11 protein-coding genes and 1 pseudogene are annotated in these 13,699 nt (G+C 45.8%); 2 read left to right on the top strand and 10 right to left on the bottom strand.

Going from position 1 to position 13,699, the window contains the following annotated elements:
* Positions 1-49: 49 nt before the first annotated feature.
* The 7 genes and pseudogenes from SPUTW3181_RS04320 to SPUTW3181_RS04280 all read right to left on the bottom strand — a co-directional run bounded on the left by SPUTW3181_RS04320 (position 50) and on the right by SPUTW3181_RS04280 (position 8,372).
* Positions 50-1,618 (bottom strand): methyl-accepting chemotaxis protein, encoded by a 1,569-nt coding sequence (locus tag SPUTW3181_RS04320; protein ID WP_011788212.1) that lies wholly within the window; start codon positions 1,616-1,618, stop codon positions 50-52.
* Positions 1,619-1,895: 277 nt separating this feature from the next.
* Entirely contained in the window at positions 1,896-3,272 is a 1,377-nt protein-coding gene (gene dbpA / locus SPUTW3181_RS04315) for an ATP-dependent RNA helicase DbpA (protein ID WP_011788211.1), read from the bottom strand.
* A 338-nt stretch (positions 3,273-3,610) separates the two neighbouring features.
* Positions 3,611-4,498, bottom strand: coding sequence for a pirin family protein (locus tag SPUTW3181_RS04310; RefSeq protein WP_011788210.1), 888 nt, complete (start codon positions 4,496-4,498; stop codon positions 3,611-3,613).
* Positions 4,499-5,202: 704 nt separating this feature from the next.
* Entirely contained in the window at positions 5,203-5,712 is a 510-nt protein-coding gene (locus SPUTW3181_RS04300; protein WP_014611255.1) for a hypothetical protein, read from the bottom strand.
* 360 nt (positions 5,713-6,072) lie between these two features.
* A pseudogene (locus tag SPUTW3181_RS21485) lies at positions 6,073-7,080 on the bottom strand (transposase).
* A gap of 112 nt (positions 7,081-7,192) precedes the next feature.
* Positions 7,193-7,654, bottom strand: a complete 462-nt coding sequence (locus tag SPUTW3181_RS04285) for an SMI1/KNR4 family protein (protein WP_011788206.1) — start codon at positions 7,652-7,654, stop codon at positions 7,193-7,195.
* Between the two features lie 514 nt (positions 7,655-8,168).
* Positions 8,169-8,372, bottom strand: a complete 204-nt coding sequence (locus SPUTW3181_RS04280; RefSeq protein ID WP_011788205.1) for a YheV family putative zinc ribbon protein — start codon at positions 8,370-8,372, stop codon at positions 8,169-8,171.
* Between the two features lie 252 nt (positions 8,373-8,624).
* Between SPUTW3181_RS04280 and SPUTW3181_RS04275 the strand changes: the two genes are divergently transcribed.
* Complete coding sequence (locus SPUTW3181_RS04275; RefSeq protein ID WP_011788204.1) at positions 8,625-10,535, top strand: ABC transporter ATP-binding protein; 1,911 nt, start codon at positions 8,625-8,627, stop codon at positions 10,533-10,535.
* Between the two features lie 44 nt (positions 10,536-10,579).
* Positions 10,580-11,041, top strand: coding sequence for a DUF2390 domain-containing protein (locus SPUTW3181_RS04270; protein ID WP_014611257.1), 462 nt, complete (start codon positions 10,580-10,582; stop codon positions 11,039-11,041).
* Between the two features lie 37 nt (positions 11,042-11,078).
* Here the strand turns inward: SPUTW3181_RS04270 and SPUTW3181_RS04265 are convergent, their stop codons facing one another.
* The 3 genes from SPUTW3181_RS04265 to SPUTW3181_RS04255 form a co-directional block, all read right to left on the bottom strand.
* Positions 11,079-11,489, bottom strand: coding sequence for a GFA family protein (locus tag SPUTW3181_RS04265; protein ID WP_011788202.1), 411 nt, complete (start codon positions 11,487-11,489; stop codon positions 11,079-11,081).
* 1 nt (position 11,490) lies between these two features.
* On the bottom strand, positions 11,491-13,101 hold the full coding sequence (locus SPUTW3181_RS04260; RefSeq protein WP_041408320.1) for a GMC family oxidoreductase: 1,611 nt from the start codon (positions 13,099-13,101) through the stop codon (positions 11,491-11,493).
* A 68-nt stretch (positions 13,102-13,169) separates the two neighbouring features.
* Entirely contained in the window at positions 13,170-13,676 is a 507-nt protein-coding gene (locus SPUTW3181_RS04255; protein ID WP_011788200.1) for a hypothetical protein, read from the bottom strand.
* Between the last annotated feature and the right edge of the window lie 23 nt (positions 13,677-13,699).

The following is a 13,699-nucleotide window of genomic DNA, read 5'->3' as shown; positions in this document are numbered from 1 at the left end:
TCCACGCGAATTTGGGCGTTTGCATTTTTACAATCCTTGCTTATTTATTTCATACCTTACGGAAGCGCTCTACCAGCTCGTGCAATTGTTCTGATGTCATTTGTAGATTTTTGCCACTTTCACTGACCTCTGTGCCTTGCTCTAATGAAGTACTGGCAAGCTCAGAAATAATCACAATTTGTTGATTAATATCTTCAGCAACATGGGCTTGTTCTTCCACCGCAGCAGCCATTTGCACCGCCATAGTGGCGATACTCGTCACTGCAACACTAATGCCTTCTAATGCCTTTTCAGCTAATCCGACTTGAGCAACCCCCTGTTCAGTATCTTTACATCCATTTTGAGCAATCAATACTGAGGCTTTAGCTTTGGTCGAAAGCAGTTGAATAATATCATAAATTTCTTTAGTTGATGCGGTAGTTCGCGACGCGAGCAGCCTCACTTCATCGGCGACCACAGCAAAGCCTCGGCCTTGATCACCTGCTCTTGCAGCCTCAATTGCAGCATTAAGGGCAAGTAAGTTGGTTTGTTCGGCGATCTGTTCAATTAATTGTGCCGCGCCCACAATTTTATCTGTCTGATCGGCAAGATCCGCCACCGACTGGCTAATATCATTGACGGTTTTTTGTAGCTGCTGCATTGCACTACGTGTTTGTCCTGCCACCGCAGAACCAGAACAGGCTAACGCATCAACATCGCTGGCTTTGGTTGCGGTATCCTGCACATGTGACGATATTTCAGCAATCGTTGTCGTCATCTGATTCATGGCGGTCGCAACTTGTTCTGTTTGCACTTGCTGCTTACGGATACAGTCCGTTGATTCTACAGATAAATGCATCACTTGATCCGATTGTGAGGCCACTTTAGTCGAGGCATCTTCGATCCGAGTTAACACTGTATTTAAATGGGCTGATTCCGCTAATACCGCAACCTCCAACTGCCCCAATATTCCACGATGTTTTGCATAGGAAGCAACTGCAAGTGGGTCGGTAAAAGGGGTTGGCAGTAATTCCACAAGGTGAGTAAGTGTGCTGTTTAAACGATATACTCCCAAACCATAGCTAAGTAACGCTGTGATAAGAAAAGCAATAGACGCTTCTGTTGGGCCTAATCGCCACCATAGCAGTAATGAAATAATCATAGCGATCGCAGGTAGGCTTACCCAACGAAGATTAGCCATCAGGGTTGAAAGACTGCTTTGAGGATTTTTTCCTGCATTGATTGCCGTGTATAAACGCTCTGCATGGGCTACCTGCTCTCGACTTGGGACTGAGCGAACCGATTCATACCCCACTACACGTCCATGTTCCGTCACTGGAGTCACATAGGCATTAACCCAATAATAATCCCCATTCTTACAGCGGTTTTTTACAAGCCCCATCCAAGGTTTGCCCTGCTGTAAATAGCTCCACATCGTCTTAAATGCCGCTTCAGGCATATCAGGATGTCGAACTATGTTATGGGGTTTGCCAACTAACTCTTCACGACTAAAACCACTAATGGAGATAAATGCATCATTACAATGCAAGATAGTGCCCTTAATATCAGTAGATGAAATAAGCTGCTGTTCCTTCGGAAATGTTCTTTCATTTCCTGTAATGGGCAAATTTTTACGCATTTGTGACACTCTCCTTAGTGAACCACAACAGGGACTACATCAACTAAATTTTGTTTAAGATTGGAATGACTGATAAAAATTTAGCAGCTAAATCAGGCTTTGGTAGGACATAAAAGATTAATTTAGAAAAAAAAGCCAAATAGATGTGCAAACTAAGAATAGCGAATATCTGAAGGTGCAACTTGATATAAAAAATGAAATTGAGCCCCAAAGCTCAATTTCATTTAGTGATTAATCAACAATAGCGGATTAACAAAACCTCACAGCAAAACCAAGCTTACTTCATTGGCCAAGCGCGGTAAGATTTACCTTTAATACGCCCGCCAGTCAGTTTGTTCAGTGCTTTCTTGGCAACCTTACGATTAACGGCCACATAGGCGCGGTAATCGGTCACTTGGATTTTACCCACCTGTGAGCCTTCGATACCGTTTTCGCCCGTCAGTGCGCCTAAGATATCCCCTGGACGCAGTTTTTCCTTCTTACCGCCATCGATCTGCAGAGTGATCATGGTTGGGGCTGCAGGCGTGCTACCGAGCAGACTTTCAGATGGCAGTGATTCGCTGGTGATTTCGCGCTCTAAGTACTCTTCTAACAAGGCAATCTTGTAACCGTCTTGGTCGTTATAGAAGGTATAAGCGGCGCCTTTACTGCCCGCACGGCCAGTACGACCGATACGGTGAATGTGCACTTCGGTGTCATAGGCGACATGATAGTTAAACACGGCATCCAGCGCATCGATATCTAAACCACGGGCGGCAACGTCGGTCGCCACTAAGACACAGGCACTCTTGTTGGCAAATTGCAGCAAGGTTTCGTCCCTGTCTCTTTGCTCTAAATCACCGTGCAAAGCCAATACGCTAAAGCCTAAACCTTCAAGCTCATCGGCCACTTTTTGGGTTTCGCGTTTAGTGTTACAGAACACCACCGCGCTTTCAGGCTTATGTTCTAACAACAATAATTGCAGCGCTTGCATACGCGCCTTGTCATCATCTAAATGATAGAAATGTTGGGCTATGCTCAAGCTGTCGTGATTACCTTCGACTTTAACCATGCTTGGGTCATACATGATTTGCTTAGCAATCGATTGAATTTGCTCAGGGAACGTCGCGCTGAATAGCAGCGTCTGACGCTCACGCGGGGCTTGTTCGATAATCGCATCGAGGGCGGGTTGGAAACCCATTTCTAACATGCGATCAGCTTCATCGAGCACTAACATGTTGAGATTGCTTAAATCTAAGCGATTGCGATCTAAGTGATCGACGATACGGCCAGGCGTACCCACAATAATGTGCGCGCCGTGTTCCAGCGAGCCAACCTGTGGCCCCATAGGTACACCGCCGCAAAGTGTCAGTACTTTAACGTTGTGAATACCACGGGCAAGGGTACGGATTTCCTGCGCCACTTGGTCGGCCAACTCGCGGGTTGGACATAACACTAAGGTTTGAATGCGAAAGCGTTTAACGTCTAACTTGTTCAGTAATCCTAAGCCGAAGGCGGCCGTTTTACCCGAGCCAGTTTTACCCTGACCTATCACATCCTGCCCCGCTAAAATGGGTGGCAAACTTTGCGCCTGAATTGGCGTCATCTCGTTGTAGCCCATAGAAGAAAGGTTCTCAAGCAGTTCGGGTTTTAGCTTAAGAGTCGAAAAAGCCATTGATGGATTAGGCTTAGTATCAGAGTTGCTCAAGGTGAATATCCTGTGGTGGGTAACGAAGCGGCTACTAGGTTACTGAAATTGCGTTACTTATCGATTAAACTGGTCTATCAAGATTCAGGTTAGTTTTAGGCTAGCTTGAGTTTAGATTTAAGCTCTAGGCTCGCTCAACCCAAAAGCACGGCTATTGTAGCAACAAAGCGCGGCTTTTGCCTCAAGTCCTTAAGCAATAGACATAGCTTGCGTGAACAGCAACAAAAAGCCCTGTAGGAATACAGGGCTTAAACTTAAATTTAGGCTTGGATTTAGAATTAGCTCAGCACGGCAGATTTAACAAATTACGCGATCTGGCCGAAACGCCCTTCTTGATAATCGCGGATCGCCTGCTGAATTTCCGCTTGGGTGTTCATCACAAAGGGCCCCATCTGGACGATTTTTTCACGGATAGGTTTACCCGCAAATAGTAACATCCCAGCGCCGCGCTCATCGGCTTTAAGCTTAAGCACACTTTGGCTATCGAGCACTAAAAACTCGCCCTGATGATGTTGATTTGAAGCAGATGACCAGTGTGAATCCTCACCCTTACTCGAATCGCTTTTATATAAGCCACCTTGGTAAAGGTACAAGGCGACAAACTCATGTTGAGACAAATCGAGCGTGGCCTCAGCATTTGGCGATAGACTTAAATCAGCAATAGCAGCCTCACCCGCTAATCCTTGAATAGCCGCACTAATAAGCGGCTGATCTTTAAAGCCCCAATCACCCGCTAAGGCTTTCAAGGTTGCGCCAGTATCATTGGTCGCTTCAACGCTCGCGCTACCCGCAGTATCTTGATACTTCGCAGGGCGCAGCTTGTCTTTGGCGGGCATATTGACCCAAATTTGGAATCCATGCAGACCATCAACTGCATCGGCCAGCGGCATTTCAGAGTGTACTACTCCGAACCCGGTGCTCATCCACTGCACATCGCCGGCACGAATCGCCTTCACATTACCCATTTGGTCGCGATGCTCAAAACCGCCCTTACGAATATAAGTGAAGGTCTCCATCCCGCGATGGGGATGTGCGGGGAAGCCGCCAATAAAATCTTGTTCATCATCGGATTTTATTTCGTCGATCATCAAGAAAGGATCAAATTTAGTCGTCACAAAATCGGCGACACGGCGAATATTGACCCCATCGCCATCCATCGCGGCTTTGGCGGAAAACTGACTTAATACTTTCATTGCTGCTCTCCTATCGGTTGAGCAAAGCGATACGTGAAACGCCAAGATCATACGGCTAACACAAGACGCAAACGCTTTGCTGATGGAGGCAGAATAACAAGGAAGTTTACAAAAGAATAACGCGAAATCACGGCCTAAACATTCGAAAAAATAGAAGGGTAGGTTGCTGATATCCACTCACACAGGTTTGCCATGGCATTGACTCGTCGACTCACAGACAGTCCGTTCTTGGGGCGGACGGTCGTCTCGCTAATCACCATGACTCGCCTTTTTGGCATTAGCGTAACCTATAGATTTAAAAGACATACGTAACACACTTTTGGACAGAAGTACTTTAAGAATTTCTGGATAGCACTGCTGAGGATCAAACTTGGTCATTTAATTCTTTAAGTGCTGGCTTATGATGAGCCATGGCATTCGCTCACCGACACGCAGCGAGTCCATCCGTGGATGCTCGACCGCCCCGTCCATGGGGCGGACGGTCGTCTCGCCAATCATCATGGCTCACCTGTTTAACATCAGTGTAGCCTGTTTGTTTTAAAGTAGATATGCAACTTGTCTTTGGACAAAAGTGAGCTAGGTTCTAAGCTCTAACACATAAATTTCGGATAAAAATTTCTATGGGTTAACACCCCAAATGGGAGCACACTAAAATAATAGCAAAGTGAAGGAAGCCTGCATGTTTGTTCGAGCAAGAGTGGTTGTTATGTGCTTACCACTCGAACACCTTCGGATTCTAGACGCACAGTTAGTAGCTTTTTTGCTAAAGAGTGCAACTTAGCTTGATCTATAGATTTTAATCTGCGTTTCCCCAAGCGTTTATCAAGCATAGCAAGTGACTGAATTAAAGGATCTTCAGAAGATATAGACTCATCAATGGTAAGATCGTGCACGAAACTCCAGCAAGCCTCATAAACATCTTGCCTTGATAGTTCACCGTACTCCATTTCGCCGTAAAACTTTTTCTGGTGTGCAGATATATGCTCAGGAACTGGTGAGTCTGTAACCCACCGTCCATCCTTAAAATGGTAATCGCCAGCAGCGCGATTCCAGAATGCTCTTGTACAGAAATTAGCGATAACTTCCTTATCAAGTGTCAGCCAAGCGTGACCACAAGTACAATTACCATATCTTGTGCTGAAAATAGCAACTCTCCCACCAAGGGATTGAGAAAACTTGTCTTCTACCAGCGATTTCAACTTACTCCATTTCACCAATAAAACTCCTTTAAGCACACAACGTTAAGCACACAACGACAGAATTAAGCCGCGACGCGAAGCGGCGTCTGCTTGAATGAATTGTCAGAGGTAAAAAATCTGACCATCTAAAAAATCTAAAAAATCTAAAAAATCTAAAAATCTGGCCATCCATTTTAGATCAACAACATAATGCACTTTCGGTTTGTCTACAACTTGTACTAACTAAAATGGAGTAAATGAGAGTCATCAAAAGTTGAAGAGCTAAAGCTAAGGCATGAAAATGAGCTAACTCATTAAAAATGTTGTATTTAAGACATGCTAATCCACCCAATAAAACAAATGGGTAGTGATGGGTTTGGTTAAGCAGGATTACAGTTAGTTGCTGTGAAAGTGCTGACAGCTTGCGGCAAAGTGCCGTCGTCGCTTTTCTAGATGTTCGCAGTAATCAGTGAGTTCTTGCAGCGTACCCACCGGACCGCGAAATAGCTTGCCAAACTCAGTAGTGAGCTTGAGCCAATTGTCATGTGAGATATTTAATCTTGCCAGTAACTTAGCACTATTCTCACTGATTGCCCCACGTTTGTCGCTTCGAATAATTCGGCCTGTATCATCGACCAATTCAAGGTAGTCCGATAATAAAAACGCAATGCCATTGGGCTGGTTGTCGCGCTCATTAACGATAAAAGGCAGTAGATTTTTAGGCTGCTCACCTTTCAATGCGGCCCGAATACGCAGTTGAATACTGGTATGGTCGGATTGTTCTGGTGTATCAGCCAGTTGGGCTCTAATGGGATTCAAATCAACGTAGGCCATGCAGGTTAACATTGCGGCTTCATCGAGTAGAGCTTGATTCTCTATAAAAGAAATAGGTAAATCGCCCTTCCCAGAAACGACCTGTACAGTTATCTTCTTGATTCGTTTGTCTTGCGATGGGTTCGTTGAGGCAGCGCATAAACCAACTGATATCACATAATCGACTGCGATAAATGGCAATTGCATGCCTTAACCTGTTGACCTCATGGCCTCAACCAACTCACCTTTAGCGAATTTTTGCGTTAATTCATCGCCTTTAAACTGCTTATGCCACTGCTCAAGTACTTCGTGGTCAGTCCAACGATTCGCGCTGTCGATATCGACCCGCTGCACCACATGGAGATGATTCGACCCTCCCGTTCATTTACAAGAGTGCAAAGGCGGCCACATCAATAGCAAAAACCGCTTCGAGTTCAAACAGTAACGATTCTACCCAAGCGCGGAGATGGTCATAATTTTTTCCAGAATAGGCATCATCGCCACACAAAAGGCACGCCGAACAACGCGGCTACAGCAATGATAATAAGGTGTGTCTTCAAGACTTATCTGAGTTCTGCGAGGGCGCGGCATACAAACCTCCTTGTTTAATGCTTAACCAAAGCATAGTCGGAGGTTTATTGAAGCGCCATTAAGGCTGGGTGTCCATTTTGGCCGTTTTGGCCGAGCTATTTTGGCCGACTTGTTAAGCGGTGGTGGTACGAGCCAACCACTCGCTCATTGAATTTGATACCTTTTTAACATCACTACCATCATGATGGAATATCCATACTGAGAAGTTGTCTTCTGGGTCTAAGTACAATAGATCACCGTTTTCTTCTGCAACAACAAACCCATTGGCTACTCTGTTTATAGGGAGCTTACCCTCTGATGAATGAACAAACTCACTGTTCGAGAACTCTTGGTAGCATTTTAAATATAGTTCCAATTGTCGATGTGCTGGAGCGTTGCCTACTCCTGACATTTCAATGTTTTCACAAAGTAACTCTTCGTCAAAAAACGCCCAGCACCTTCCCTCGAAATCTGGGTACTCATCTGGGAATTCGTTAAAGCAGTAATCTTCGCCAGCGTCGATACCTGCGACAAACTCAAGATAATCGCTTGGCAATTCTATGCCTCGTTCTTTTTGTAATTCAGAGATTTTCACGATTCTTCCTTTTCGCTTAACGTCTTCGTATTTATGCGCTGCGCGTTAACCTCATTAGACCAGTGAAACGCGCACAGTTAACTATCTGTATGAAAAGAACTTATCATTTTTCTATCAAATGCACCATTCGAAAAAACGTGCAAAATGGCAGGATTCTATGTGTGAACCTGAGGAGGCAAGTCTGATTCACTGTAACGATGTTTGTAATCCCTCATGGTCAGGTCTTACTTTTTAGTATCTATTACTTTTTGTATCTCAAGTTATCAGACAACAAAGGGCTAATCTTTAAGCCGTTGAGGCAAATAGCTTTTTAGCAGAACGGGCAGCGAGAGGGTTAGTTAGGATTTGCATTATTACGGAAGTGACCGTCGGTGGCATGAATGCCACCGTTGAGCCCTCAGGGAAGCTTATTTTAAAAACAATAGGCGGCGTGCCACCAGAGTAATATTGCAAATCGACACTGCACATCGGAGAATCTTTTACGAATCTAATTTTCTGGACTGCCTAGCGAAACCTAGTCCGGCTTAAACACCCCTATCACAGCACCTGTGGCTTTTTCTGCCACCTTTTCATCGGTTTGCTGTTCACGGTAATCACACTCTGTGCATTCAACGGTTTCGATGCCGTTTTCTTTGTAGAGTAAAATGCTGTCTTTGGCGCTGCATTTTGGGCACTTAGCACCGGCTACAAAACGCTTTTTGATTTTAGTGTTTGTCATAATAGATAAAGACCAGATAGCAGGGCCAAGGGACTCGGCCGAAGAAATTGGCGCTATTTTGCCACACTGATGATTGAATGCCAGTGTTACCTGAAAGTATGAGGCCTTAGGTCGATGTGATGCAATTCGCTAAAGATCATCCTGAAAAGTCGAATAATTGTCCGAGTTATCGGGTCAGGCTGTGGTTTGAAACTGGGTTGTACGCTATTATCTGTGCCCTGACGAATTTACGTTCTAACCAAGTTGTAGTTAATGATCAGCATCAACCAAGCGCAATTAATCCGTGGCAGCAAAACCCTGCTAGATGAGACCTCTCTCACGATTTATCCCGGCCATAAGGTCGGTTTAGTCGGTGCTAACGGCACAGGCAAATCCTCACTGCTCGCATTAATTTTAGGTCACTTAAGCCTAGATAAAGGTGAATTTAGTCTGCCTTCTGGCTGGCAAATTGCCACTGTGGCCCAAGAAACCCCTGCGCTCGACGTCTCGGCACTGGAATATGTGATCGATGGCGATAGCGAATATCGTCAATTAGAAGCCCTATTACACAAGGCTCAAGAAGATAACGACGGCAATGCCATCGCACTCTTACACGGCAAAATCGACGCTATCGGCGGTTATGCGATTCATTCGCGTGCAGGCTCATTGTTAGCGGGTTTGGGCTTTAGTGAAGCCGAGCAAAGCAATCCGGTGAAAAGCTTTTCGGGCGGTTGGCGTATGCGCCTCAACTTAGCCCAAGCGCTACTGTGCCGCTCTGACTTATTGCTCCTCGACGAACCGACCAACCACTTAGACTTAGATACCATGTACTGGCTCGAAGGTTGGATTAAGTCCTATCAAGGCACCCTGATTTTAATCAGCCATGATAGGGACTTTATCGATGAAATCGTTGATGAAATCGTCCACGTTGAAAATCAAAAACTCAATTTCTACAAAGGCAATTACAGTGCCTTTGAGCGCATTCGTGCCGAACGTATGTCGCAACAACAGGTCGCCTTCGAACGCCAACAAAAAGAACGTGCGCACATGCAGTCCTTCGTTGACCGTTTCCGTTACAAGGCAAGTAAAGCCAAACAAGCGCAGAGCCGCTTAAAGGCACTAGAGCGCATGACTGAGTTGTTGCCGTCTCAAGCCGATAGCCCCTTTTATATGGAGTTTCGTGCTCCGGAAGCCCTACCCAATCCGCTGATTAAGATGGAGCAAGTCGCAATAGGCTATGGCGACAAACCCATCCTGAGCAAGGTGCATTTAAACTTAGTGCCGGGTGCACGCATTGGTTTACTCGGCCGTAACGGCGCGGGTAAATCGACATTAATCAAGCTGTTATCGGGTCAATTATCGCCAATGACAGGTTTGTATGAACCTAATCCTGGCGTTAATATTGGCTACTTCGCCCAGCACCAAATCGAATTTTTACGCCTCGATGATACGCCAATGCAGCATTTAATGCGTCTGGCGCCCAATGCCAGAGAGCAAGAATTACGCAACTTCTTAGGCGGTTTTGGCTTTAACGGCGATATGGCGCTTTCACCTGTACGCCCCTTTTCTGGCGGCGAGAAAGCCCGTTTGGTGTTGGCGCTATTAGTTTGGCAACGCCCTAACCTATTGCTGCTCGATGAACCCACCAACCATTTAGACTTAGAGATGCGCCACGCCCTGACAATGGCATTGCAAACCTTTGAAGGCGCAATGGTTATCGTATCCCATGATAGGCATTTACTGCGGTTAACCTGTAGCGATTACTATCTGGTGGATCAAGGTGAAGTACGTGCCTTCGACGGCGACTTAGACGATTATCACCAATGGTTGCTCGATGCAGCGAAAGCCAGTACCAATCAAACGAGCAATAGCGACGACACCAAACCAGCGGCTGATAAGAAGATACAAAAACGCCTTGAGGCCGAGATCCGCCAAAAGGTATCGCCGCTCAAGCGTAAGCAAACTAAGTTAGAAACCGAACAACAAAAGCTGAGCGAACGCCTCGCCGAGCTAGAACACTTGCTGGCCGATAGCGAATTATATGACCAAGATAACAAAGCCAAGCTAACCGCTGTATTAACGGAGCGAACGAGCTTGACGCAAACCTTAGAAGACAGTGAAATGCAATGGCTAGAACTGCAAGAAGAAATTGATGCAATGGAACTCGAAGTGATAAACCAGTAGGGACTACAAACATGATCACCACCCCCAATATACAAGGACAATGTATGCAAAATCCATCCAGACTAGACGGCCAAATTTGGGATTGGTGTGATATGAGTTATGGGCACAATAAAGCACTGTGCCTCGAATTGCAGGATAGCTGCCAAGTGAATGTTAACCTGCTGCTACTGGCGCAATATTTAGATCTCACGCTTGATGTTACAGGGCCAAGGCAATATAGCACTGAGCAATGGCAAACATTGACTGCCGCCGTAAAGGAATGGGATGAGAAGTTTCTTTCTCCCTATCGCCGTTTACGTCGCCTTGCCAAAGCAAGTCTGAATAAAGATGAATATCAGCAAATGCTTGATGTTGAGTTGATGATGGAGCGTAAGGCACAGCGCACCATCACTTGTGCTCTGAGAAGGCTTAATCCACTAGGATTAAAGACTAACCTAGTGAGCTACCTAAGTTTATTCGGGTTAGGCGAAGCCGATGTAAAACAGTTAGCGCTACTCACACCTTAAATTTATACGCCTAGATAAAGCCATTACCTCACAGAGCTTAGGCGCTTCGACCTTGGGGATACCTTTTACAGTTATCCTCAATAGTCAACCAACTGACCTGACTCTCAGTATAAATATGGTAATGTGGCCTGATGCGATTAGGATCATCTAAGCTCGCTATTGTTAAGGTGACATAATCAGGGTATTGGGTATGCCGATAGGTCAGCGAGCAACCACACTCCTTACAAAAACCGCGCCTAACAAACTCAGATGATGCAAATTCAGTCACCACACCATTAAGCCAAGTGACTTGAGCAAACTTAAAATCCATCCAAGCGCCAAACACTGACCCCGTACTCTTTTGACACATACGGCAGTGGCAATAATCCGCATCAAAGGGTTCACCATCGAGCCGATAACGAATCGCCCCACACAGGCAACCACCTTCTAAAAGGAATTCTTCAGTCATACTAAACCTTGTCCCCTACACTGAGTTTTGCCGCGAGTCTCTCTGCTAGTTTGCTCGCATTACGTGCCGTAATGCCATAAATCGACAATTGTGGATTAGCACCTAGGCTCGTCGGAAAGATAGAACCATCCATTACCGACAAGTTTTCTAAATAATGTGACTGTCCATCACTGTCAACCATCGCAAGTTTTTTATCTTCACCCAAAGGACATCCTCCCATCACATGGGCCGATGCCACCACAGTGCGCAGTGGCGCGAGCGACATCTGGGCAATGCTTTCTTTGGCCTCTTTCCATGAAGACAAATAGGGCATGCCATCGCTAATCGGTAACACTCTTAACGCGCCCGCAGAGAATTGTAACTCGGCCATACTGGCAAAGGCGCGTCTCGCCGCACGCCAAAAAATATCGGTCAGAGGATAATCTAAGGCAAAACCTGTTGATGTTAAATGCACTTGCCCCCCCTGACTCTCGGGGTGATAACCATCACGCACAAGGGCGATAGTCACCTGTAATTGATTAAATTGTGACATTAGCTCAGCGTGGCTCATGCCATAACCTAAGGTTTTAGAGGCAATGAGTATGGGATGTACAGGCGGTACTTCGAGCTTATAACCCAGCTCCCCCTCTGCACCATTTTTCCAAACAAACTCATCGGAATAAATGGATTGCGGTGCACCACTGTGAGCATTAATCGCATCGGCAAACACGCCACCAGAGAGCAAAGTTGGATGTAAAAAGGTGCGTTTACCCAAAAGCTTGTGGGGATCGGGCACTTGAGAACGCATTAAAAGCGCTGGAGTATGAATGGCGCCAGCACTCAAGATGTAATGTTTGGCCTTAAATAACAACTCAATGGCGGTTGGCCTTAAGTTCACATCCTGTGCCTGTGCCTTTAATGCAAAAACATGACCGTTATGATGCTCAATGTTCACCACTTTTGCGCGACTTACCAACTGTGCACCTTTATCTAGCGCCGCGGGAATGGTGGTCACTAACATAGATTGCTTGGCATTCACTGGGCAACCCATACCGCAATAGCCGGTATTCCAGCAACCCGCTACATTACGCTTAATCACAGTGTAATCCCAACCAAGATTAATGCAGCCTTGCTTTAACGCTGCATTATTGCGATTAGGTTCATAATTCCATTGGTGGATATTTAGGCGCTGCTCCATTTGCTCAAACCAAGGGGCTAAGCTTTCTGATGTTAATCCAGCGACGGACTTATTTTGCTCCCAAAAGGCTAACGTCTCAGCCGGAGTACGAATCGAGGTCGTCCAATTTACCGTTGTCGAACCGCCAACGGCGCGGCCTTGGAAGATACCAATCGCTTTGTCGGCGGTTTTCATGGCGGCCGCTTGTTGATATAAATTCGGGTAAGCGACGCGCTCTTCCATATCAAAATCACTGGAAGATTTAAGCGGCCCCGCTTCAACCATGATGACACTCAGTCCTGCTTGAGTAAGAATTTCAGCCGCGACACCGCCCCCTGCACCCGTGCCAACAATAATCACATCAGCTTCAAATTGCTGGTTTGCCTGCAATAGGCTCGCATCTATATGCTGCCAACCTGAATTTAAACCATTCACTATGGGATCGATGATTGCCAACTTGAGCGCTCCAGTGCTACGGGTAACATTTTGATTATTTGCGTTTAATGCCAACATTAACAGAATCGTTATTTGAATAACTCAGGCTTGGCATAATGCAGACGACTCCAATGCTCAGGGCAGGCGTAGTAACTTGCCATCACTAATTCCCGTAGTCCTAAATAAGCCGTCTGTAGTAAGGAAAAATAGCTATGGCGCCAACTTTCTAGCATTTCTGTTAATTCAGCAGGAGAACGCATTAATAGTGGCGTCATGCTAGAGGTTAATAGCAGTAGCCCAAGCCGATTCTCGAGCATATCGAGTAATTCAAACAACTCAATTTGCTGCTCGGCTGGCAACACATTAATTGACTCTTTTATGGCATCTAAGGTTCTATTTTGAGCCACTAACTTGTGAGTCGTCACATCGGGGAGCGCCCCGTCGAGCATCACAGGTAAGAGTACACTAAATAGCAAACGATAATCCTTACCTTCACTATCATCGGGTAAACTGAGTTCAGGGGAATAGAGATTAACCCCTAAGGCTAGCACTGCAGTACCTGCAAATGCGCCCAGTAAAAAGGTTCTTCGTTTCATCGCTATCTCCTGAATATCAGCAT

The organism is Shewanella sp. W3-18-1 (assembly GCF_000015185.1).
GTDB lineage: Bacteria > Pseudomonadota > Gammaproteobacteria > Enterobacterales > Shewanellaceae > Shewanella > Shewanella putrefaciens.
This window is presented reverse-complemented; position numbering and strand designations above follow the sequence as displayed.

Bases quoted from the DNA above. Each gene is read 5' to 3' on its own strand.
- SPUTW3181_RS04255 (WP_011788200.1), bottom strand. From the start codon at position 13,676: ATGAAACGAAGAACCTTTTTACTGGGCGCATTTGCAGGTACTGCAGTG.
- SPUTW3181_RS04320 (WP_011788212.1), bottom strand. From the start codon at position 1,618: ATGCGTAAAAATTTGCCCATTACAGGAAATGAAAGAACATTTCCGAAG.
- SPUTW3181_RS04275 (WP_011788204.1), top strand. From the start codon at position 8,625: ATGATCAGCATCAACCAAGCGCAATTAATCCGTGGCAGCAAAACCCTG.
- SPUTW3181_RS04265 (WP_011788202.1), bottom strand. From the start codon at position 11,489: ATGACTGAAGAATTCCTTTTAGAAGGTGGTTGCCTGTGTGGGGCGATT.
- SPUTW3181_RS04280 (WP_011788205.1), bottom strand. From the start codon at position 8,372: ATGACAAACACTAAAATCAAAAAGCGTTTTGTAGCCGGTGCTAAGTGC.
- SPUTW3181_RS04270 (WP_014611257.1), top strand. From the start codon at position 10,580: ATGCAAAATCCATCCAGACTAGACGGCCAAATTTGGGATTGGTGTGAT.
- SPUTW3181_RS04310 (WP_011788210.1), bottom strand. From the start codon at position 4,498: ATGAAAGTATTAAGTCAGTTTTCCGCCAAAGCCGCGATGGATGGCGAT.
- dbpA (WP_011788211.1), bottom strand. From the start codon at position 3,272: ATGGCTTTTTCGACTCTTAAGCTAAAACCCGAACTGCTTGAGAACCTT.